The sequence below is a fragment of the Psychrobacillus glaciei genome, from assembly GCF_008973485.1.
GTDB lineage: Bacteria > Bacillota > Bacilli > Bacillales_A > Planococcaceae > Psychrobacillus > Psychrobacillus glaciei.
On the sequence record NZ_CP031223.1, the window covers coordinates 2,265,543 to 2,288,615 of the forward strand.

Below are 23,073 nucleotides of genomic sequence, written 5' to 3' on the forward strand. Positions count from 1 at the left end.
GTGACGTACCAAGGTCTCTGACTCCAGAGAGGTTTTATCCTTCTTGCCTTTAACGATGGATAAAATGTAGCTTTCTTCTGCAGGTAAAGCATCAGCCCTCTCGATTTACTAACATTATGGAGCTCAATCCCTTCAACCATTTGGCTTTCGGCCCGCCACCTAACTGTCTACGCTTAAAGGCTAATGTTACCATTAGCCCTCCAAGACTCGCTACGAGTGAATGGCTAGTTCTTTCTCGACGGGAATCCCACCCGCTATAAGATACGACCTAGGCTCGGCCGCACACCTGCCCCGTTAGCACCTGTTAGTTGAAAAAGTGTTTTATTTGCCATTATCCAAATCACTTTCAAGAAATAATTTTTTATCTTCTTTAACCCCATACTTCTTTTCGATAAATTGACCATCCATAGACTTGTTAATACCATCCTTGACTGCTGCTGAAATTACTATCTACAGAATAAATAGACCAACAATCCAAAAAACAACAGAAAAATTCACTAATAACTCCCCCTAAAATAACTGCCAAAATATTATCTATATTTTACCATAAAAAACCATTAGATTCCTTCATCTAAATTGTTGCGTTAGTTCAATAAGAAAACGAGCTGCTAAGCAGCCCGTTAGTTTAAGTGCATTCTTTCACAAACTTGTTAATTTTAGTGTTACTGCTATCTTTTTTCAATCGCCATACGCAAGTTCGAGATGACTCCTAGGAATACTATTAACGAACAAACCATTTTTTCAAAAGGTGTTCCTAACAATTGTTGTATAAACCCAAAAGACCAAAGTACAACTAAAAGCCAGCATATTATGGTTATTCCTCTCTTGTACGTATATAGGATATTTCTGCCAACAATCAGAGTAAACACTCCTCCAATAATAGAAATAAAGATACTGATAATAGATAATGGTAGCTGCGTAGCGAAGGATTCAGAGCGTCCTCCATTAACCCATGTGAATGGAATAATGCCGCTAATAATTAGAATATGGATTGAGAGAGTCAAACAGTAAAAAATAATCCCCATTAATACAGCAGTTTTCATATTAACTTTTCTAAGTTTCTCTAATATAAAATCACCTCATTTCTTCCTATTAATATTTTATTTAATCCAATAAGATACTATTCCTATATGATTTTTCATATACTTCGTTTTTTGTGTTCAAAACCTCTCCGAATTTCTAATATATAGGATTAGGTATTCTAGTTAAGCTAAACTGAGTCTATAGTTCAACAAGAAAAAAGGCTTTACTCCTTCTTGAAGTAAAGCACACCGGTAGTTGAATAATGCATCATTGTTTTAATATTTTTTTTATCTCTGGAGTTGCTTTGAGTACCCCAAATACTTTTAAAGATTTTATTGTTTTAATTGCCAATTCTTCGCCAATGTTATCTGCAATGACCACCATTCCGACAACTTTAATGTCTAATATTTTGTTCTGTTCCAGTACTTTCTCAAGCCGTTCCCTACTGTAAAAAATTACTCCAATTAAATATGATTTATCTGTAAGGATATTATCAACAACATTTGCATGAATCGATAATTGATTACGGATAGATGTCTTATTAAAGTCGGTACGATTTGAATAAAACCCCTGTTCAACTAATAAATCAACTTTACCCAAATCCACAACATTCATGTTTATTGTTATTTTTTCAGTTTCAGCCAGCTTTTTACCATCCTCTCACCATCTATTTGTATCTGTATATGATATTACACAGAAAAAAATAACCATCTGTCAAACGCCTACATAGATGGTTAAATGTAATATTTTATTATTAAAGTTATTGAAATAACCTGCGGCGTTAGTTTAATTGTAAACCTTCAAAATCTTTTTCACACATTAACATAAATATCCAATTATGTTGCCGATTATATTAAAAAAATAATATATGAAAGGCAGGTATTCGTCATATCAATTTATGGTAAATCAACCTTTTTATTTTACATAGCCTTTTAAAAAGCATTTTCTGAGTCTCTTTTGTTATGCAATTTATTAGATTTTGAGCATTTTTAAACTTTCATGGGAGTTAGAGAAGTTTAACAAAAGAGCGATAATCCGTTCCAGAATCAACACTTTTATTAATATCATCAGTTTCTTCAAAACCTGTAAATTCAGGTTCAATTCGTTTGAAAACAGCTTTATCTTCATATTTTCAGTCGTTTTTGCGTTAAGCCTTCTTGGATCAACGCCATCGTTAGTTAAAACACTACTACATTAAAAAATCTATGCGTTTCACTTGGATTGGATAAAAAGTTAATGCTATTTGTTTCAAATCTGCTTCTTATGCAAACTGAAATTTCTTAACCAGTCCATATAAAAAATCTTACTTCAATTAGCCATCCCAATTTCTTAAAAGAATTGTAAAAACTAATCATTTTGAATAAGTCAATCTATACTGAGCACATTAACCTTAAGGAGGTGACGATACCATGACAAAGAAAAGTAAACCCAACTTTAAGAAGAAAGAACCTAATTCTAGAAACAACAATCGGGAAGAATTTGCAGAAGATCTAGATTTAAATCAAACGAAACGTAAAAACGCACAACAAAATAACCAACAGAATTGATAATACAACCATTGCCATAAATGCAATATAGTACGATAGTGCTTTTTTATACTGGTTTGAACAGGGAGTTTAATTAAGCACTATCTTCTATAAAAAGTAATTATGTTTAAGGAGGTATTCTGCCAAATATTACAAGGAAAAATTGGTAATTAATATGCCGAATTCTAATGAATATAGTTAATTCATTAAGCGGGTCTTATATTTGAATGAATCTATAAAACACATGTAACTTTGTCAAAAATGATATAAAAACACTCTAACTGAAAACTGTTGTAACCTATTTTCAGAATATGAGTAAAAAAGGCTACCCATTTTCACTTCCCGCATTTTGTCCGCAGAATTTTTATCAATTGAATTTAATTAACTGAGTTGATTTTGGTACTCTTGAAAACCTTATTAAATCAGATTTATTTAACCTAATCGAACTCAGTTTATCTAGATTATATAAGTGAGATAAATTCGACAAGGTGCGGGTAGCTGGTTCGAGAAAAGTCATGATTATCATTTGTAGATTTTTCATATTTTCTAGACTTCCAGACGCACGCCTCTACCGACAAACGTTAACAAAAGAAATAACAATCATTTGACTTATTTCTTTTAATTGCTCTTAGATATGTAATACTATTTACTTGCAGAGAGTCAAAAACAACAAAAAGACCCCCAATACCATTGGAGGTTTTAAAAAATAATAGTTCATTCTAATATAAGCCACTCTTTGAAAAAATCTGTATGGTCTTCCTGATGGTACTCATTAAAGAATTCTACAAAGGTTTTAGTATCCACATATTGATATTTAAATTCATTAAAATAAGCTGATAAAAATTTGATTGTTTCTTCATGTCCACCATGTGCTTTAAAGAAATCTCTTAGAATTGCTGGAATTTCTCCGTATATTATAGGACCAAGCTGCGTTCCAAAATCCGTAACTGGAATATTAGCAATCACCTTTCCTATTTTTCTTTCAGCAAAAATATTTATTTCACGAAAGCCTGATATTTCACCCACATTACTAGTACTATAACTTAATGTACGGTAGGTTCCCTCCAATAGTGCGGTTAAACTTTCATCTAACCAAGATTCTTCATAAGGATCACTGGACACCATAAAATAAAACCATTGATGAGCAATTTCATGTATAAGTGTTCTCTCATGTTTCCCAGGAGAGTATTCCATTACTTCTACAATATTTGGATATTCCATTCCTGAACCATTTGCAACAATATCTAACTCTTTATTCGGATTGTCTCCTATATTTTTTTCCATAAATACAAACGCTCTTTCGGCTTCCAAAATCATTTGATGTAAATTATCTGGTTCATCATGCGGATAAAAGTATCTGAGGGTGGTATCATTTGCTACCAGAGTCTCACTAATCCATTCTTCCGGATCGAGAAATGCTATATAAAAATCTTTTAAATTTGCCCCTTGTATCTTTCCGCTTTTGGTAGGCTTGGGTTCCCCATCTTCTCCAGAACTGGCAACCAAATATTCTTTAGCTAACTCATAGTTAATCTCATAGTCTCCATACCCTGTATCATAGAATTCCCCATTATGATAATAAGGATGCAGATCCCATTTGTCACTATACCTACCAAGCATTGGATACCATAATGCTAAATAAAAGTTGTTGTCTACTTTCGACAATCGTTGTCCATCTAATGGCGGCAATAATAAATAGTCTACTGTTAATATTGTTTTTTCTCCTGGCTTTACCTTAGATTTTGGAGTTACATATAGCATGGTATTGTCTAGACTATAGGATAACTCTTCGCCATCTTTGTCTCTAATAGAAGTAATCTCCGCTTCTCCTGTAAATGGTAACGTATAGTATTTATTCCCTACCGTCGTTATATTTGGGATAAAATAAAAACCAATATCCTCCCATACACTTTTGGATTCATTGCTAACTTCTATCTCCGCAGAAATGTGAAAACGTAAATCCTCCGCTTGGCGAATATCTATTTTGTAATTCCCTCTAGAACCTGGAAGTTCCGAAACAGGTACCTCGGTTACTTTTTTTGTAGGTTGTATTTCTTGTGCTTCAACTTCTCGTACTACTTCGGCTACATTAGATTCATTTTCTTTCACTAGCATAATGAAACCTCCAACCACTACAAAGATTGCAACCACTCCTAAAGCAAGGTATGTTTTTAAGTTCACTATATCTTCTCCTCTCTCCCCCTCTATTCTTAATTCTATTTAATTTGATAATATCCTTTATTTTGTAAATTAATTAAGTCTGAGATAACGAGATATGTGTTATCTCCTCTATTACACCGTCTATTGTTACATTTTCAGAAAATAAATGTTTAATTAGAATTTTGGTGGATTTTTATATAGTAAATACCTACTTCTGAAAATAAATCTCCTAGGACACCACATAGGTCGCTTCATGAGAATGATTGGAATTCTATTGAATTACGAAAAAGCCCATCCCACTTTTCAACAAATGGCCACATGACCGTATGAAATGTAATGAATCGAGTTTTTGAGGAAAACAAAGAGATGTCCCTATTTATAAGCTACTTAGAGTATGTGAAAGTGGGAGAAAACTGGAACAATATATGTTTTTTAATAGATTTAAATAATCGAGAAATTGATTGGTATAGCGTTGGATCACCACAAGACGCAGCTCAAGTTTGGCGCACCTTTCAGTCGGTTATATAACCGATAGAAGACGTGAAACTGTTTAACACAAGCGTTAGATATGAATTTAATAATATTAATAGTTCATTATACCCAAATAGCATGTTTTACACGGATTCATCAACCTTAGAATTTAAAGCGCTTTGTAATCCCGTTACTTGTGCAATAGAGTGTCAAAGATTGGATGGTAATTTTCCCACTAAGGCTGACTGAAGCCCTGAAATATTAAAAATCTTATGAGCATCTGTCGTCTCTTCTGCCATATGCGTTGTATGTTGCTGAAGTTAAAGAGTTAATTTCTCGTTTACTTCTACCAAATCATAGCATCTTGTATTGAATGAACAAGCTTTTTAACAAACTACATACAAGGTGTTAATTCTATCTTTTTAGTAGCTATAGCATGAACGAAATAATCATTATGGTCTACACCGATCACAGTTGGCTGATATTTTTTTATCGCATCTATTAGCTGATTAATCACTAACATGTCTAAATAATTGGTTACCTCGTCCCAAATAAACAACTCATTTTTTCCTAATAATGCATTCGCTAAAAATACTTTTTTCTGTTCGCCTGCGCTCCAATTTTCACTTGATTTATCTGAAAAACTAGAACGTTCTATACCTAATTGATATAACAGATGCCAATATTCTTCTTTTAATTCTTTCGTTGATAATCGATTTAGCAAGGAGAAATAATCTAGATCTTCTTGATCTTTTTGACTCAGTTTCGATAATTGGTCAGGTAGATTTATTCGAAATTCACCAATTGTTTCTAATCGTTCTGTTCCAAGTATAAAATTTAACAAAGTAGATTTACCTACGCCATTTTCCCCCTCTATAAAGAATCGATCAGTAGGATATACATCTATGTTGATAGGTTCAAAAAGAGGTATTCCTTCTCTCAAAATGGAAAAATTTCTAAAAAACAAAACCTGTTTCCTTGGCTTTTCAACTTTCATTTTAAGGCAAGAAATATTTTCGATATTGTTTATAAGACTTTCCTTTTCCTCAATCATCGTTTCTATTCTTTTTTTGATCGCTTTCGCTCTTTTCATTTGTTTCGCAGCTAATCGCCTTGCTGAGGCATCTTTTGTACTATTCTCTTTTTGTATCCCCCAAGTATGCACTTGTCTTGAAACATCATGAAGCCTTTTAATTTCCATTTTTAGTTCAGAATTCTTTTCTTCAGAAAGCATATCTGCATTTGCTTTTTCATATTTCCATGTTTCGACATTGCCGCTAATCAAGTCAATCGATTCTTTATTGATTGCTAAAACATGATCCACGAATTGATTTAAAAAAGACTCATCATGACTAATAACAATAAATCCCTTTTTCTTCTTTAAGTATTCCCCAACAATTTTTCTACCATGCAAATCTAAATTATTTGTCGGCTCATCAATTAGAGGAAATGAACTTTCATTTAAAAATAACTCAATCAGCAAGAGTTTTGTTTGTTCTCCACCACTTAATACATGAAATTTTTTATCTAATATGTCAATCGATAAATCCATATAGGTTAACTCACGCTCAATTTGCCAAATATCGATATGGGGGTTTTGTTTCAGTAACACTTCTAAAACGGTTAAATGATCATGATTGCCTGGATATGATGGAAAATATTTCAGATATAATGTTGTGTGTATAGAACCTTCATACCCTAACTGGTTTAATAGAATTTTTAAAAATCGGTTGGAGCATTGATACGTTTTTAAATGTCATATTTTTTATTAAGATATTTCCTGTCATTCAAATCACCTCTAATTTGAGAGAAAACAAAAAATTCTCCCATTAATTTGGAAGGATTAGTCAGTATATGTATTCATTTATGCATGACAAATACACCTATATTAAATATTTTAGGTTCTTCGAAATATGATAAATGAGCAGACTAATCCTATTTTGCAAGTAAATGTGTATACATTTTTGCTAAAAATAGAATTAGTTTACCATTGGCCACTCATCGTCCCTTCAAAGCTAGTAAATTAATAATAGCATAAAGTTTATTTAATTGCCAAACTTCATTTGTTCAATTCGAAAAATTCATTCAATTCCACTCTACCAACTCACTCTTCTTTTCCTATCTCATTTGCTACTTTACTTATTCTCTCTAGCATTGTCGGATGGGAATAGCGAAACCATTTTACGAGTAGGGGAGGATTTACTTCACTTAATCCAGCCTTTGTAAGCTCTTGAAAAGTGCTGATAGCTGCTTCTGGGTCATCCACTAACTCTATTGCATAAAGATCTGCTCTAGTTTCTTGATATCTAGAAATGTAATTGGAAAGTGGACTTGAAACGAATAACAGAAAAGATGTAATAAGTAAAAACAATGGCAGTGAATGAATAGCATTTAGTCGTTTAATTTTTAATACACGTCCAAAGTGAATGATGATCCATGGCATTAGTCTGGCAGTTAACCAAAGCCCAATAAGCATAGTTAAAAGATAACCTGCGATTCCGAAGTATATATGTTTCTCCACATAATGCCCCATTTCATGCGCCATGATGAAGAGAATTTCATTTTCTGATAGTCGGTTTAAAGTTGTATCCCATAACACTATTCTTGCATTACTCCCAATCCCCGTAACATATGCATTTAGCGCATTGGTCTTTTCTGCCATATTTACTTCATATACATGCTCTGTTGGAATATTTGCTTGCTCAGCAAGCGAGAGAATTTTCGTCTCTAAATCTTTATTTGTTAGCGGATAGAAATCATTATATAAAGGGTCGATTACTACTGGTTGAATAAACATAAGAAATATGGAGAATGGAATCATTAACAACCAAGCATTAAACCACCATTTCTTTGTGCTTTTATTAATAAGCCAATAAAGAACAGTTACAATTACAACAGTCATTCCAAAGTTAACCCAAAAATCAATAACATTATCCCGCATCCAAGAATTGAAACTCTGCGTACTAATTCCATAGTTTTTACTTAAAACATATCTAAAAAACTCTAATGGAAAAAATACGATAAACGTCAGTAGTGATAATAAAAATACATATACTGCACTTTGTAAAATTGCCCATTTGTTTTGCAAAGGAATCCATCTTTCAAATGCGAGAGAAAGCCCTGTAATCAGAATAAATAAATAGACAAGCCATTCGAATGGGGTTGCTACAAAAAAGAGGAAATTCTTTATTTTTGAATATTCCTCACTAAGATACAATTCACGGCCCGACATAAAAACATGCGGATCTGCAACTGTTCCTTTCAAAGCAGCTGGTATATCCCCACTCCCATTATGGAAGATATAATAATACATCGCTAAAGCATACACCCCAAATAATAAAAGAGCTCTAATTCCCCACTTTTTCGCCATATCCTCTTCACCCCTAGTTTCACATACTTACATTAAGTGTAAGCGAAAACGGAAAAGATAGAACCATTTTTCTCAATTTACTACATTCTATGTTTCTATTCTTATTATTTATTTCTAAGTTCTATTTCACTATAAAAATCATAAAATGAGTAGATTCTATCTTTAAGAAACTAGATTCAAACAATTAGGGGGATAAGCATATGTATGCCATTCATTTTTTTGAAAATAAGGTTAAAGTGTTAAATCAAGCTTTGCGCAGTATTCCTTCTGTCGATGAGGATATAAAAATAAAAGGTCGTAAAGGCAAAGTTATTAATGTAGAGCAGATTGAAGAGACTTTATTTCATGTATATGTAGAGTTTGAAAAACTAGTTGATAAAAATAAAGCTGCTACGAAAGAACTTGGGAGGAAGAAAAAGAGATAATTCTCCTAATGCAAATTTACCCGTTCAGCATGTAAAAAGGACTTCAATATGGAAGTCCTTTTCATTTTTTTGAATAGCCCAATACTTTGCCTTCTATTCTTTCAATCGCTAACAAACCGAAATCTTTGCTGTCAGTCCCCCTCCACCACTGATCCACTAATACAAATACTGTGCCCTCGTCTACTTTAATGGGATTCAGATCCGTTTTAAAGTAACTTTTCACCCATCCAATATCCTCTACTTGACTTAGATCTGCTTTTCTCAAATACTCCTCTTCTGTAGATCCTGTCATTGTTGCCTCCCCATAAAAAGTATCCAATCGTTTATTATTTATATAAACGTGACCATACCTGATCATGACTGTCTCCCCAGGCAATCCGACTACCCTTCCTAAATAATCCTCCGGAATCATTGGATTCTTTTTAGTTTCTGACTCTAGCATCTTATAATAAAGGACATCCCCTCGTTTAAGAGGATCATAATTTGAATCTACTACTAAATCGCTATGTGCAATTGAATTATAATCGTAATTACCTCTATCCATTGCGTCAGAACCCCATACTACCAATAACTGGTGGTCTTCTGGTGTAACCTTTTCAATTTCTGTGGAAGTAGCCTCATCTGTAATGGTTTTCATCTGTGGGGAGCAGCCAACTAATAAAAGACTTAGGAATATAATCATCCGTTTTTTCAAATCACCATCTCCTTTTTTCTATATTACTCCAATATTATCCATTTGAATTTATTTACATTTAATCTAAAGCTAATGCAGTTATATTCAGCATTGAAGAAACTAATGTTAGAAGCGATATAATTGAGCGGCGTATTTTTAAAATATCATTGGATAAAGAGTATGAATACATTGAATTGTATCGTAATTGTGAACAAATTGCTTTTGATACTGTATATGGATGGTAATTTAAGAGGAGAATTTTAAAGACTTTAATTTTTATTCTTTTTATTACGGAATATGACTCCGATTAATATCATTACAACGATTAAAACAGCAGCCAGGAAGAAGAGATTAGAAAATATATTCATTAAGTGAAAAGTTGCTTTATGAACGTATACAGCCTTTACCCACTGATTATCTTCTTTTATTGCAATTGCAGTAAAAGTGGATATCCCTCTTATTTCATAATACTTTGTTCCTTTTGCGTAATAGTTTGAGGCATCTCCGTAATATTCTCCAGTCATATCATTAACCTTCTCAGATACTTTCCCAATCATTTTACTAATCTCACTATTTACAATAATTTCTTCTTGTTTAACTTCATATACCTTTCCTTCCCAAACAACAAAAGGATAAGCCCTTGTTAATGCTTGAGCAGTGGAAGAAATTATAAATATAAAAAATATGGAAAACAAAGTTATTCTTTTCATAAATACCTCCACTGCTTAATCATTCTGGATTGAATTAGTAGATTTACTTTGAAACTAGAGCTTATTTTCTATAATGCTTGTTCCTGTTGTAACATCTACTATCCTTTCCTTTTATTTCATCTGAAATTTGTTGTATTCCAAGATTTTCTTATTCACTGGAAGTTTCCTAAATAAGTGTAATGATTCATTTAGACTCATTCACACTTTGATTGTTCCATAATTCTTGTACTTTTTTATTCATATAATCTCTAAACAACAATAATTCATTTATTTCAAAATTATCTTGTTGGTCATCTTTCATATAATAATTTATTGCTTTTTGAATTGTTAAATGCCATTCAATTGGAAGAAATAATTTTACCAAAATACCAACTTCCTGTTTGGAAGAAATAATACCTTCACTTAGATACAAGTAAACTCTAATTAAATTTAATACACAATAAGTAGGCTCTTGTTCAATATTTACTAAACATTCTTGGAAATCATCTACAATGGAAGAAACATAGTGCGAACGTGGAACTAAAGGAAATATTTCATCAATTGGTCTTCCTTTTATACAAATACCCCGATGATTAATAATCATAATATGAGCAGCTAAGTCCCTATCACACTTTATTTCACTATTTAGATATAGATTTGTTCCGCGCAACAAATCATCTTCATATCTTTCCCTCCAGAACTCACTATAGTGAAAATCATAAGGGCAAGGATGTACCCAATTATTTAGTTGTTTTTCATTCAAAAAACTTATTTCAATTGGAAATGGTTCTTTTGAATAAGTTAAAAACAACTGTGCTAACACTCTTTTGTTATTTTCACGTAATGAATTTTTTGTAACAACTAAAATATCAATATCACTATTATTAGGATTAAATCCTCCCATTGCTAAAGAGCCATGAATATAAAATCCTACAAACTCCCCTTCTATGATTTCTATTGTTTTATTTAATAAATTAAGAACGAAATTTTTAATGTCTGATGAACAATTTTCCCCATTAAACACAATTCTATTAACCCTCCACACTCATTTTTCATATCTATTACTTATGACATTCTACATATATTTTTTGAAACCCTTTTTGGGTGAAACATTCGTATATTTTCAATTGATTTGTCATTACTTATAAAGGAAAAATATAAAATGCTTAAAATCACCTTAACGGGAGAAGATACGACTAGAGAGGTGATAGTATGGAAAGGTTGTTTTATTTCCTAATTATTTTATGTTTCATCTTTCCTACAACCATTCATGCGGACCAGAGTAGGTCGAGTGTAAAAATAGCTTTTACTAAAGATGTTTTTGTATGGATTAAGGATTATGATAAAGAAGAAAAAATCACAGAAAAAAAGGCAACTTACAATTACCCACCATCATGGTCATTTGATGGAACAATGCTTCTTTATCAAAAAGAAGTGCCAGGAAACATTATTGAAGCTAAAGGACAATCAAATGAGCTATGGGTCTATGAACTAAAAACTAAAAAACATCATAAAATCTTTTATGATACTCATAACCCTAAATGGTCCCCTACTGAAAATACCGTTGCTTTTGGGTCTGGTGGTGTATTAAATATATCTAACCTAATAACTTTCAATAATATCGCGCTAGGTGTTGACGATTATGAATGGCAGCCAGATGGAAAAGGTTTTATCGCATCATCAAGCGCTTCTCTTCGCCCAGATGGATGGACTAATCCAGTTCTTTATACGATTGCATTAGATGAGGATTATATAACGAACAGGGATTTAAGCAAAAATATTGTAAACGAGTTATTTGTTATTCCGAAAGAGCTAGAAAAAAATGGCGTAAAAATATTATCGATCAATGCCGATTCCTTTCAATAATCTCCAAATGGAAAATGGATATCTTTTATCGTGTCTCCTACTGCTTCCTGGTCTATGGACAGCGATATGATTTGTGTAATTTCGACTGACGGAAAAGAATTTGAAGTAATTGATGAAATGGCTCTTGGATTCGAGTCAAAATGGGAATTTAACAAAAACTTACTCGGCTTTATTGCCGGAGGAGGAAGAATTGTATTTGGGTTTAAAAATAAAGATTTGAAAGTAAAGGAACTTCCTGCTTATCACAGTTTAGACCTTACTCCTAAAAACTATGCGGATATGGGCTTTTCGTGGGTGAATGAAACATCACTAATCGTTTCCAGAGTGCCAGAGACTGAATGGTCTAACGACTCCAAAATGCATCCAAAGGCTTCTTTATATAATATTCCACTATATGGGCATGAACAAGTTAGAATAACGACACCCCCAAAAGAGGAAGAGGACTCCACCCCACAGTTCTTGCCCATCATAAACAAAATAACTTGGATAAGAGGAAATACATTACCACATTATAAGGCGGATTTATGGGTTGCTGATCCGTATGGAGATAATGCAAAAGTTTGGATTAATAATATAGGGTTTTATAGCTTTTTTCCAGCAAAGTGATTTAGTATATAAAGAATCTCACGTATTGATTGTCCAAAGACATCTAGTAAGTTACTAGTTAATATTGTGATAAAACAATATACACACGCCATAAGGACACTTTTGGATTTTTGGGAATAAATGGTCACTAAACCATTGCCGAGACTTTTGGATGAGGAGAGATGCGAAGAAAACGCAGCTCTTCGCATTTTTTTGATAATCATGTTGTAGTCATTTGTCCGTTGCTCTCCACAGACATTAATAAACAAAGTACCAAAGCTTTGAACACATGCTTTTTTCACTGTTCCTTGTTTTCCAAGTTCCTTACAATGTAGCTATTCATTCTAAACCAAGGTGCTTCCTTTTAGCCTGCATACTAGCTACCGCCATATTTTGGTGTAGTATATTCTAGAGGGAACATTTTTACTTTACACTATTCATACCTTAAAACCTGTAGTCTAATCGTCAGTTATTTTCCTTAACACCTCCATTAGAAATGACATTCAAGAAAATCAAACTGAAAATAACTTTTCTTTAACTTGGATTATTGATGAGCCATATTTTCAGGATCATACTTATTCAATCATCAGGTGAAGGAATAGTAGTAGATGACATAATCAATTTATCAATGGACTAAAAAGCTACTTTTTCAAGTTAAAAGGACTTTATAAGTTGAACATAAAATAGGCGTTACACTTCTTTAAATAACGCTACGTAAGTTTAACAAGGAATCTAATGGGTTTTATCTTATATTTGTTATTCAATTGAGTTAGCAATTTCAACTAATCCAGGAGTTACCTTAGATAACCTCTTATCAATTCCAAACATATATTGCCAATTATTATTTTCAAAAACTAAAAAATTAAATAATTGATGTTCAAAATATATGGCTTTCTCTCCATTTTTAAGTGTATAGGCTTTCTGATTTTCTCTATCCTTAAAAATTATTTTATTTTTCAAAGGACGGATATCAATTTTATAATTATTTTCTACAGCCTTTTCATTTACAAACTTGATTTTCAGTAAATCATTAATGTTATATTCCCTATCTTCATAAAATCTTCCGAATTGATTGGTGAAAAGAATAGCAGGCTTGATTTTTGGCAATGTCACATCTTTTTTAAAGTGATTTTCAAATTCCCTAACTGCATCTTTAACAGATATATATCCAATCGCATTAATAGAAAATATATTATTCATATTCACTTGATGTACCAAATAACTCAATATAAACATTCTGAAGGCTCAGATTCTTCATTAAGATATATTTGAGTTTTTTAATAATGTCGTCTTATTGATTTACGAATGTTAATAATCTTCATAAGGGTTGAGTAAGTAAATGCTATTTTATTGTATTTCGTAAGTTTGTAACATTATTCGGATTAATTGCCCATTTACTCATAAGCTCTTTTTGCCTATTTTTTAGATCTTCATATGGTTGTTCAATCATTTCTACCACATTAAACCTTTCATCAAAGACATTAGAATCTTTTATTTTTCTCTAACCACCAAATCCTAAGTCGTCATTTAATAGTCAAACTACTCTTTTGATATTTGCAATTAAAATCCCACCGGTACACAATGGACAAGGCTCTAATGAAGTGTATATTGTGAATTTTTTTCTTTTTAATTTTGCGTTAAATATCGTTTTACCCCCATTTCTAATAGCATCAATTTCCGCATGGGCAGTTGCATCTTTTGCTGTATGTACTCTATTTCTTCCTCTTGAAATTAAGTTGAAGTTTTCATCAACAATTACTGCTCCTACTGGGTATGTATTTTCTTTTAATGCATGCTCGCCTCTTCCAATGACATTTCTAAAAAAATTCTGACTTTATCAATACTCATAACATTCCCTACCTCCAATCTTGGGTTTTTAATTTTCTTGTAACTATACTGCAAAGGTTAATTAAGTAAATATTACAAATATTATAGTGATGGTATATCTTTTAAAGTCCAAGAAAGTAATAAATATACCCAAACAGAAACTGAAGCCGTTAAGAAAAATAGTAACCTAACGATAAAAGAAGATATACCAAAAAATTCCGCAATCCCTCCACACACTCCATACAATGCCTTATCTGTTGATGATTTTGTTAACTTTTGTGACATGGAAAGTCCCCCTTCAAGTTTAAAATAAGTTCTTACACATACACAGATCAAATTATTATTTATTCTACCTATTTACGAAAAAGTATATAAAAGGTTTCAATTTCTTAACTTAAACTATTGGTCCCTTTAGCCTGACTCCAACGACTACAGCGGATAATAGTTGGAATATATCACTTATAAAGTGTAGTTTGACATAACACCCAAAAAGTGTAGTCCGTAAATGAATATAAAAAGATAATAAGCATGAGTTTTAACGACAAAAAATGGAATGAGCCGATCCTCAATTCAATTGTGGATCGGCTCTTTTAGTTTATAAAAAATTTTGCTGCATAAATCCATTTTTGTTTTTTAAGAAATTATAGATTTAGTTCTTCTTTTTTAAGTTACATTTCAAATTTTGTCAAAACTCAGTATTTTATTGTTGCAAAGATAAGAGCTTCCATAAAAATAACCTGAATTATATAATCAACTATTCTTATTGCATTGTAGTATAGTATGTCACCTTTCAAACCTATTTGTTCTAATGAGTTAACAGCCTTTCATTCGGAAATTTTTTTTGATAATGTGCAAGTGCAAGTAGAGGGAAAATATATCGATAACTATGATAATGAATATAGAAACTGCCAGCCATTCCCTGTCCTGTTGGATAAGATGTTGTCCAGTCATCTTTATCATTATTTTCTAAAATATATTTGATGCCGGATATTATTTCTGGTGTGAGTTCTTCTTCAGCAGCAATCAGCGCATCCAATGCCCAGGCTGTATGAGTTAATGTACTGGATCCCAATGGAACGTACGTTTTCATTTTATCACTTTTACAAGATTCTCCCCAACCGCCATCCGAATTTTGAATCTCGCGAAGCCATTTGACTGATTTTAGAATAGAAGGATGGTCCGATGATATTCCTGCTGCAACAAGCCCGGTTATAGCAGCCCAAGCCCCATAAATATAACATATGCCCCATCGGCCATACCACGATCCATTCGGTTCTTGATGATCGATTAACCAATTAACACCTAACTTTATTGAGTCATGATCATTCTTTAAATTAGTGAAATTCCCGAAAAATTCCAATGCTCTTCCTGTTAAATCTGCACTTGATGGATCTGCGAGTAAATATTCAGCATCTTCAATTGGAATCATAGACAATATGCTTTTATTCACGCCTTTTTCGAATGATGGCCATCCTCCATCATCATTTTGCATTGAAAATACCCAGTGGATTCCTCTTGCCCAAGATGAATGGAACTTGGTTTTTTTATTGACAGTTTTGCTTATTGACCTTAAGGTTGCCGTAGTATCATCAATATCAGGGTTCAGAGTATTTACATTTGAGAAACCCCATCCCCCTGGAAGACTATCTGGATTGTGTATGACCCAGTCCCCATATTTATCATGCTGTCGTGTTAATAAAAATTTATTTGTTTTTTTTATAACTGGATCTAATTCGGAAACGCCTGCTTCTTGCATGGCATAACTAATTAAAGCAGTATTCCAGACCGTTGCTGTGGTGAATTGCATATGAGTCTTCCCGTCAATTTTGCATTTCATAGACTTTAATCCATTCACCGCATGAATGATTGTGGGATGATCTTTCTTATAACCAAGGGAAAGAAACGCGAAAATTAGCAGAAATGTCGAGCTAAAGTAACTGTATAAGGTCCCATCTGGTTCAATTCGATCCAGCATATACTGTTTTGTCTTTTCTACCGCAAGTTCATGAATTTGCTTAGGCAAACCAAATAGGTCCTCAATTCGATTTTTTATGGATAAAAGAAATGGACTCCATTCATTTGAGAGAGCACTTAATAAATAATCTTCATCCCACCGGTTGTGGTTCAAAATATATAAATCTGAAATATTTGGACTTTTATTTGTTTTAATTATGTATTTCTTTTCAGCGAGAATCATGAGTGGAGCGATATTTGCTCTACCAAAGACAGACAAGTCGAAAAAGTTCATCGGGAATGAGTGTGGTAGTAAAACAAATTCTGTCGGGATAGTAAAAATTTTTTCCCATGAAAATTGTCCAGTTACTGCCAACATTATTTTTGTTAGCAAATTACTTTTGTCTATTCCCCCATTTGATAAAATAAACTGCCTTGCTTCTTGCATTCGTACATCATCGTGAGAACAATAGCCTGAATATAGAAGGGCATAATAAGCTTCAATCGTGGTTCCTACATTCCCCTCATCTTCTTCATCATAAAACAGCTTCCAAGCCCCACTATCTTGCTGCTCGCTTAAAATCCGAACTACTAGTTCCTTTATTAATTCTTCATCATCAATAGTTAATGAACGCAATAAAATAATCATATAGGCATCCGTTGTAATACCTGTTTCAAAAGGATAATCCCAAGTTCCTACCTCAGATTGATCCTTCTTCAAGATGCTTATAATTCGGTTAATCTCCTCTGATAGGGTATCATTCACAAAATTCGCCCTTCCTATAACATAATTTCGATACATCTAAACATATTCGGTTAGCTATTAAAAAATGCGAGGAAGTGATTGAGTATCTTTAGTTGAAAAAAGAAAAAGCATTACCATCTTATGAGGTAATGCCATAGAAAGAGTTCAACAATGGTATAAAGTTATTCATTTTTTCTCTTTATTAATAACATGAATTAGCTGGTCAATCTTCTCATTTTTTTCTTGGTCTAATTTTATTTTGGAATCCATGAATTTTACTACTTTTATTACAAAATAAACACCAAAAATAATGATTGCTATATAAAAAATCAAAGGTAATAAAGCAAATACAGTAAACACGCCATCACCACCGTTCATCATTTTAATCCCTCAAGTTATTAATATAAGTAGCTCAATAAGGGAAAATGCTTTACCCCTTTTCTATATTAAGTACTCGTAAGTTAAATATATAACAAAAAAGATAAATAGTTCGAGTGTCAATTTTTCTATATTCCTCCACTTATATCAAAGTAATCTGAACTAAAAAATGGCTGTAATTGAAATTCTTTTAATAAATATTTAGTAGAAAGTAGGGTACTTTTTACATTTAAGTTGAAATCGATTTCATTTTTTAACTCTTTTTTTAAGGGATATGCCATTCGGAATTTCCAAGTTTGTCCACGTGTTGCAGAGCCTTCTAATAATATTTTTGAAAAGAATAAAACATGCTGATACATGGATGGAAAATCTTTTTTAATCATCTCTTTACTCTTTAAAAATGTTTGAATATACACTTCTAACTCTGGCTGATTTAATTTAATTCGTTCTGTATGAGAAAAATGAAAAGAACTTCCTTCTTTCCAGTTGCCAAGGCGTACAACAAAAGTAGCAATTGAATAGCGTCTTACCTCTATATCTGAATGGCTAAAATACTGATAATATGGCATTTGCGGAAACGACAGTCCTAAATGAAAATCACCTATCTCAAAACCTTTTAATCCTGCCCTCACAGATTCAACTATTTGTTCTTCCAACCTGATTTCATCCCCTAGCCCCTTGTCATCTGTCGCAATTCCTGACTGCAATACATACCTTTTTGTTTCTACTAATAACTATCATTTTTTGAACTTGAACATGCGATTATAAAGTATATTTTTGTAAGTTGTTTCATTAATTTTTACCATTTAACTCATTAATTAATTTAACTGCTTCATCGATATGAGAGACATCAAAAACTTGAATATTTCTGCTATATTCTTTTTGAATATTTGAAACTTCCTCCGCATTTTCAATTGGGATAATAATATAGGAAAAACCAGATACATCAGCAATTTGTATTTTTTCTTTTATACTCCCTACTTTTAATACGTCTCCCGTCTTGCTTATTGCCCCAGTAACTGCGAAATTAAGATTGTTTTGCAAATCACCCCGGATAATGAGTCCAGTTAGTGCAAGACCTAACTCTGCACTATTTGCATCCGTATGTTCCCGATTTAAAAATTCATTTATATTTACGTCTTCTTGACCTAAGTATTGATTTACATTTTCTCTCATACGTTCTACACTATTTTTTTTTAAATGTAGCCACTCTAAGATTTTCCGATTTTTACTTCCATAAAGCTCTAAATTAGTAATTTCGTGAATGTCCAAGAATTCTAAATTCTGCTTACTTAAAAGTTCTTCAACGGATTTTTTGCTCTCCATATTTTGAAGATCTACTGTATTGACCCCTATTAAAGAGATTCCTGAATTTACGTATACGCTTTCTGGTTCTAAATAAAATGAAACCCTGTGCGTATTTGGTTCATAAAGTATTAGCAGAAATTCGAAACAAAATAGCCAGAGCATAACGAATGTAGCAAGTGTGAATTTTCGTTTATAACTTTTTTTCCGCAGCACCATACGAACAATTAATAAGATGATGAAGCTAAGTAGTAATAGAAAGACAAACGAAATTCCACCGATTACATCTTGGAGGTACAATGATAAAAATATACAATAATAAAGAAACATTAGAAAGCCAGTCACAATATAAGGTATACTTCTTTCACAATAAAAAATTATCCCTTCTCCCCTTTCTTCAGTCTTATTACATTTTTCATTCCCTTTACTCTGATACGTTCGAAACTAAAATGAGTTCCAATTTTATATAAATCTTCCGCTTCAAGTTTACAAAACATATTGAACTCACCTGCCACGTTTTACACCGATGCTGGAAAAAAGCTATCATCAAAGCGAATTTTTATTGTTTCAGAACAAGTAAAAAATTTGTACGGTTAGCGAAGAAGATGGATAGGTACCAAATTCTTTAAGTTCCACTTCCTCACCCCAAAATAGGTATTATTAAGTTTAATAATCTAAATCCTTCTTGCACTATCCATTAGTAATAGGTAAACGTTTGAAGTTATCTTCGGCTATAGGCTCATTGTAATTCTGTCATAACACCAAGAAGCAAAGAGTATGTAACAACTTATCGTTCTTGTGTGGTAGTTAAGAAATGTTGTGATACTACGCCTCTAATTTCTGATAAATGGCTACTTTCCAAATTCCGTCTTCCTGTTGTAATGGGTATGTTTTAATATATTTACTTTTTCCAAAAGCTATTTCCAACTGCACAATAGTTACATCTTCATTACTTGCTGTGTTAATGGATATATCATCGTAATATCTATACATCAAATAATCCATCTCTAATTCCGAAGAAAGGTTTTTCGGATATTCTCCAATGAATACATTAACAGTAGGTAATTGACCACCATTATAAGTAAGAAGATAGAGTTTTTCGATGTTGTGTACAAATACTAAATTCATATATACCAAGACTATTTCTTGTGGTGTAAAATCACTTAATTGATTAACGCTTCCGTTAAGTAAAAAGTTGTTGTAGGTTTCCAATTTATCTTTTGACAATTCTTCAAGGTACGTAAAATTATTTTGTCTGTCTATCGTTAGCGTAACTTGGTTGCTATCTTCAGTTTGTATAGAAGTTGAAGTCGCTACTTTCTCAGAAGTTGAATTTTTTGGAGCACAACCTATTATTACTAAAGAGATTCCAAATAAAATGAATATCAATCCCTTCAAATTATCGCTCCTCTTCATTGATATTTAAGTTTGTGTTTACTTAGTCTTGTAGTGTAAATATATTTAATTTGAAATAAAAGCCAAAGTATGAATAGAACTCCGCTTAAAGTAAATAATCCGACTGGGAATAAATAAAACCAATCTGCAAAATAGCGATGTACTATATAATATTTCCCAACATCAAATCCTTCAGATGGATAAAATAATTCAGTAATCAAGTTCTCTTTCATTCCTGCATTTAATGGAAACAAGTATTCAGCTTCTTTTAAATCTAAGTTGAAATATTGTACTTCATCGACTCCATCTTTTTTACTATAAATCGCAATACTTTCCGATGTATGAAATCTTTCATTAATAGCTTGAAGAGTATTTTCTATTTTTTTTATATCATAATTCTTAGACTGTTCACCATTAATTTGACTAATCAAGTTATCACGAACCACACTGTATTCAGATTTTATAGAATCCACTATGTTGAAACTTATTAAACCCAATATTAAAAACAAAAGGGATATATGTATTAAACCCTTAGTTTTCTTATTAAAGCCAGCAAACTTCACCCTCATCCCCTCCGTTTATATGCAGTTATGATTATATTCTATAAAATTTCATAAAAAACCTTCTTATTTAGTATTTATATCCATTTCATATTCAGATTAACTACTTCTTTATTTGAACAAGAAACAAGGACTGTATTTACTGCTCAATGAGCTTCAATTAATGGTACCTCATTAGCTAATTCCATCTAAGATCCAGACGTTCTAACCCCTCAATTTCCATCAATGTTTTTGGTAATTCAGTTAGAAGATTACTTCTTAAATCTACTTCTTAAATCTACTTCTAATAAATTCTTCAATTGTCCAATCTCTTCAGGCGATGTGGTTAATTGATTATGTCTCATATTAAGTCTTCTCAACTTTAAACATTTATGTAACGATTGAGGCATCTCTTTTATTTCATTTTATCCCAAATCTTACCACGTAGTAATGACAAACCCCAAAATTTTCTGGAAGAGATATGATTCTATTATTTTTTAAATGCAATTCCTTCAATTTACTTAATCTACAAATGCTGACGGCAACTCCTTTAATTGATTATTCATTACTGGCAGTTCTATTAAGTTGGTTAAAATTCCAAGTTCATCAGGTAATTTTATTAATCTATTATCACTTAGATTTAAATATTTCACTTTGACCACCTTAGAGATTTCAGTTTCAATAGCTTGTAATTTATTATTATGAAAATACAAGTAATGCTCCATATTATGTAGGGAGCCAATTTCAGGAGGAATAACTTAAATTTCATTATGCCCTGCATCCAGCATTCTAAGTTCTGTTAAATTCTCTATATCAGCAGGTATTTTAACGATCTTATTCTCAGATATATTCAAAATTTCCAGATGGCGCATTTTATAAATTTCTGTAGGGATAGTTGTTAACTTATTAACAAAAAGGTTTAAATTTGTTATTTCTTTTACTAGTACATCCAAATAAGGTAATAAGTCTAATTTCATATGAGGAAAGTTAATTTGCATTTGCCGGTCTCCTTTTGAGATAGTTATCCATGATTCTCAACAAATGGTGTAAGTTTTCGGTTCCTTAGTCCATCAAGCAATTGTTTTGGTAATTATAAGTATCAAGTTACTGTTGATTGTAGAGCATGCAGTGTGAAATCTCACCCTAATGAATAGACGTTCCCTCTTCCTTACCCTACCTGTGTATTGTAGGTTTTAAAAATAATAAACTTGTCCACGTTACTTAATTAAGATATTTTAGAAATTTGATGGAAATTGAATAAGTACTTCTTGGCTATCAAATAAACACTCACTCTCTAACGCAAGTTAAATCAAATTTATATTGGGAAAATTCATCAAACCCTTTTACACTAAATAAAAGTTTGCCTTTGTTATCAAAGCCAGTTATTTTTATAACAACTACTACCTTACTGGGTTTATACTAAGCTACATAAGCAAGACTCTCTACTGCTATCTCCGTTATATTTACTGGATATTGGAAGAATAAACTTCGATCATTACCAGTTCCTTTAATGAGAGGACTATACAAACTAGTGGTTTCTCCAGGTTCTAATTTATTGATTTTACCTAAATCTTGATAAACATGAGCACTTTCAAATGCAAAAAAGAAGTTTAAGTCCGTAATTACTTGTTTACTTGAATTATTTATTTCAATTGTCACACCGTCATCGTACTTTATAAACTCTCCTTGCCTAGTCAGTATTAATAAGAAGTAAAATCCGAATAAAATTAGAAAAATAGAAACAATGCCGAATACTATGTATTTAAATCTTTTCTTTTTTCACCCTTTTCTCTCCCACTTTTTTATACTAATATGTACCTTTATTGAACAAGAAAAAAACTGTTGAACATATTAATCTACAACTTTTTCTACTAGAATTGAGACAAAAATAAATACAGATACTTCAATTCCTGTATATGATGGTTATTCCGCTGAATTTTGATTTAATGACTTTTCCTGTTCTTTGAAATTATTTATCCGTCCTGTCAAAAAATCCACAAGATAGCTGCCTACAATTAGAATCACAATGAAACACCAGAAAAACAACATCACCCAATGCATTACATATCCTCCACTTTTCAACATATACGTAGTATTCAATTAAAGGTACGTTTAATTTAGTATTGATCCATTCTTTCTTGTA

General features: G+C 32.1%; 23 protein-coding genes and 1 pseudogene. 4 read left to right on the top strand and 20 right to left on the bottom strand.

Annotated elements, in window-relative coordinates; all coding sequences use genetic code 11:
* Positions 1-668: 668 nt before the first annotated feature.
* On the bottom strand, positions 669-1,043 hold the full coding sequence (locus PB01_RS10505) for a hypothetical protein (protein WP_151700168.1): 375 nt from the start codon (positions 1,041-1,043) through the stop codon (positions 669-671).
* Between the two features lie 247 nt (positions 1,044-1,290).
* On the bottom strand, positions 1,291-1,668 hold the full coding sequence (locus PB01_RS10510) for a CopG family transcriptional regulator (RefSeq protein ID WP_192797551.1): 378 nt from the start codon (positions 1,666-1,668) through the stop codon (positions 1,291-1,293).
* Positions 1,669-2,432: 764 nt separating this feature from the next.
* Between PB01_RS10510 and PB01_RS21025 the strand changes: the two genes are divergently transcribed.
* Positions 2,433-2,570, top strand: a complete 138-nt coding sequence (locus PB01_RS21025; protein ID WP_192797338.1) for a hypothetical protein — start codon at positions 2,433-2,435, stop codon at positions 2,568-2,570.
* A 693-nt stretch (positions 2,571-3,263) separates the two neighbouring features.
* Here PB01_RS21025 and PB01_RS10515 read toward each other — a convergent pair.
* The 3 genes from PB01_RS10515 to PB01_RS10530 form a co-directional block, all read right to left on the bottom strand.
* On the bottom strand, positions 3,264-4,730 hold the full coding sequence (locus PB01_RS10515) for a M1 family aminopeptidase (RefSeq protein ID WP_151700170.1): 1,467 nt from the start codon (positions 4,728-4,730) through the stop codon (positions 3,264-3,266).
* Positions 4,731-5,574: 844 nt separating this feature from the next.
* The gene (locus tag PB01_RS10525) at positions 5,575-6,792 is read right to left on the bottom strand and encodes an ATP-binding cassette domain-containing protein (RefSeq protein WP_264158140.1); all 1,218 of its coding nucleotides are present in this window, start codon (positions 6,790-6,792) and stop codon (positions 5,575-5,577) included.
* 492 nt (positions 6,793-7,284) lie between these two features.
* On the bottom strand, positions 7,285-8,550 hold the full coding sequence (locus PB01_RS10530) for a M48 family metallopeptidase (RefSeq protein ID WP_151700172.1): 1,266 nt from the start codon (positions 8,548-8,550) through the stop codon (positions 7,285-7,287).
* Between the two features lie 200 nt (positions 8,551-8,750).
* Between PB01_RS10530 and PB01_RS10535 the strand changes: the two genes are divergently transcribed.
* Positions 8,751-8,975, top strand: a complete 225-nt coding sequence (locus tag PB01_RS10535; protein WP_151700173.1) for a hypothetical protein — start codon at positions 8,751-8,753, stop codon at positions 8,973-8,975.
* A gap of 61 nt (positions 8,976-9,036) precedes the next feature.
* Here PB01_RS10535 and lepB read toward each other — a convergent pair whose 3' ends face one another.
* The 3 genes from lepB to PB01_RS10550 form a co-directional block, all read right to left on the bottom strand.
* Positions 9,037-9,669 (bottom strand): signal peptidase I, encoded by a 633-nt coding sequence (gene lepB, locus PB01_RS10540; RefSeq protein ID WP_151700174.1) that lies wholly within the window; start codon positions 9,667-9,669, stop codon positions 9,037-9,039.
* Positions 9,670-9,917: 248 nt separating this feature from the next.
* A complete protein-coding gene (locus PB01_RS10545; RefSeq protein WP_151700175.1) occupies positions 9,918-10,358 on the bottom strand; it encodes a hypothetical protein in 441 nt (146 codons plus the stop codon).
* Positions 10,359-10,542: 184 nt separating this feature from the next.
* A complete protein-coding gene (locus PB01_RS10550; RefSeq protein ID WP_225986003.1) occupies positions 10,543-11,361 on the bottom strand; it encodes an aminoglycoside adenylyltransferase domain-containing protein in 819 nt (272 codons plus the stop codon).
* A 188-nt stretch (positions 11,362-11,549) separates the two neighbouring features.
* Here PB01_RS10550 and PB01_RS21380 point away from each other — a divergent pair, with 188 nt between their 5' ends.
* Complete coding sequence (locus tag PB01_RS21380) at positions 11,550-12,203, top strand: TolB family protein (RefSeq protein ID WP_225986004.1); 654 nt, start codon at positions 11,550-11,552, stop codon at positions 12,201-12,203.
* A gap of 30 nt (positions 12,204-12,233) precedes the next feature.
* Entirely contained in the window at positions 12,234-12,809 is a 576-nt protein-coding gene (locus PB01_RS21385) for a hypothetical protein (RefSeq protein WP_225986005.1), read from the top strand.
* A gap of 735 nt (positions 12,810-13,544) precedes the next feature.
* Here PB01_RS21385 and PB01_RS10560 read toward each other — a convergent pair.
* The 12 genes and pseudogenes from PB01_RS10560 to PB01_RS10610 form a co-directional block, all read right to left on the bottom strand.
* Positions 13,545-14,015: a carbon monoxide dehydrogenase gene (locus PB01_RS10560; protein ID WP_225986006.1), complete on the bottom strand. Its 471-nt coding sequence runs from the start codon at positions 14,013-14,015 to the stop codon at positions 13,545-13,547.
* A gap of 115 nt (positions 14,016-14,130) precedes the next feature.
* Positions 14,131-14,636, bottom strand: a pseudogene (locus tag PB01_RS10565) (nucleoside deaminase).
* Between the two features lie 81 nt (positions 14,637-14,717).
* The gene (locus tag PB01_RS10570) at positions 14,718-14,900 is read right to left on the bottom strand and encodes a PspC domain-containing protein (protein ID WP_151700177.1); all 183 of its coding nucleotides are present in this window, start codon (positions 14,898-14,900) and stop codon (positions 14,718-14,720) included.
* Between the two features lie 520 nt (positions 14,901-15,420).
* Positions 15,421-17,334, bottom strand: a complete 1,914-nt coding sequence (gene shc, locus PB01_RS10575) for a squalene--hopene cyclase (protein WP_151700178.1) — start codon at positions 17,332-17,334, stop codon at positions 15,421-15,423.
* A gap of 165 nt (positions 17,335-17,499) precedes the next feature.
* Positions 17,500-17,694 (bottom strand): hypothetical protein, encoded by a 195-nt coding sequence (locus tag PB01_RS10580; protein WP_151700179.1) that lies wholly within the window; start codon positions 17,692-17,694, stop codon positions 17,500-17,502.
* A gap of 125 nt (positions 17,695-17,819) precedes the next feature.
* Positions 17,820-18,347, bottom strand: coding sequence for a hypothetical protein (locus PB01_RS10585; RefSeq protein ID WP_151700180.1), 528 nt, complete (start codon positions 18,345-18,347; stop codon positions 17,820-17,822).
* 136 nt (positions 18,348-18,483) lie between these two features.
* Positions 18,484-19,017, bottom strand: a complete 534-nt coding sequence (locus PB01_RS21390) for a S16 family serine protease (RefSeq protein ID WP_225986007.1) — start codon at positions 19,015-19,017, stop codon at positions 18,484-18,486.
* A gap of 804 nt (positions 19,018-19,821) precedes the next feature.
* Positions 19,822-20,394 (bottom strand): hypothetical protein, encoded by a 573-nt coding sequence (locus tag PB01_RS10595; RefSeq protein ID WP_151700182.1) that lies wholly within the window; start codon positions 20,392-20,394, stop codon positions 19,822-19,824.
* A 14-nt stretch (positions 20,395-20,408) separates the two neighbouring features.
* Positions 20,409-20,954, bottom strand: a complete 546-nt coding sequence (locus tag PB01_RS10600) for a hypothetical protein (protein ID WP_151700183.1) — start codon at positions 20,952-20,954, stop codon at positions 20,409-20,411.
* A gap of 497 nt (positions 20,955-21,451) precedes the next feature.
* Positions 21,452-21,583, bottom strand: a complete 132-nt coding sequence (locus tag PB01_RS21635) for a hypothetical protein (RefSeq protein ID WP_264158141.1) — start codon at positions 21,581-21,583, stop codon at positions 21,452-21,454.
* 105 nt (positions 21,584-21,688) lie between these two features.
* Entirely contained in the window at positions 21,689-21,928 is a 240-nt protein-coding gene (locus PB01_RS21395; RefSeq protein WP_225986008.1) for a hypothetical protein, read from the bottom strand.
* Between the two features lie 421 nt (positions 21,929-22,349).
* Positions 22,350-22,589: a hypothetical protein gene (locus tag PB01_RS10610; protein WP_151700184.1), complete on the bottom strand. Its 240-nt coding sequence runs from the start codon at positions 22,587-22,589 to the stop codon at positions 22,350-22,352.
* Between the last annotated feature and the right edge of the window lie 484 nt (positions 22,590-23,073).

What these genes read in the sequence shown, in the direction of transcription:
- PB01_RS10505 (WP_151700168.1), bottom strand. Translation starts at nt 1,043, where the DNA reads ATGAAAACTGCTGTATTAATGGGGATTATTTTTTACTGTTTGACTCTC.
- PB01_RS21025 (WP_192797338.1), top strand. Translation starts at nt 2,433, where the DNA reads ATGACAAAGAAAAGTAAACCCAACTTTAAGAAGAAAGAACCTAATTCT.
- PB01_RS10530 (WP_151700172.1), bottom strand. Translation starts at nt 8,550, where the DNA reads ATGGCGAAAAAGTGGGGAATTAGAGCTCTTTTATTATTTGGGGTGTAT.
- PB01_RS10535 (WP_151700173.1), top strand. Translation starts at nt 8,751, where the DNA reads ATGTATGCCATTCATTTTTTTGAAAATAAGGTTAAAGTGTTAAATCAA.
- PB01_RS10545 (WP_151700175.1), bottom strand. Translation starts at nt 10,358, where the DNA reads ATGAAAAGAATAACTTTGTTTTCCATATTTTTTATATTTATAATTTCT.
- PB01_RS21380 (WP_225986004.1), top strand. Translation starts at nt 11,550, where the DNA reads ATGGAAAGGTTGTTTTATTTCCTAATTATTTTATGTTTCATCTTTCCT.
- PB01_RS10570 (WP_151700177.1), bottom strand. Translation starts at nt 14,900, where the DNA reads ATGTCACAAAAGTTAACAAAATCATCAACAGATAAGGCATTGTATGGA.
- PB01_RS10580 (WP_151700179.1), bottom strand. Translation starts at nt 17,694, where the DNA reads ATGATGAACGGTGGTGATGGCGTGTTTACTGTATTTGCTTTATTACCT.
- PB01_RS21390 (WP_225986007.1), bottom strand. Translation starts at nt 19,017, where the DNA reads ATGGAGAGCAAAAAATCCGTTGAAGAACTTTTAAGTAAGCAGAATTTA.
- PB01_RS21395 (WP_225986008.1), bottom strand. Translation starts at nt 21,928, where the DNA reads ATGCAAATTAACTTTCCTCATATGAAATTAGACTTATTACCTTATTTG.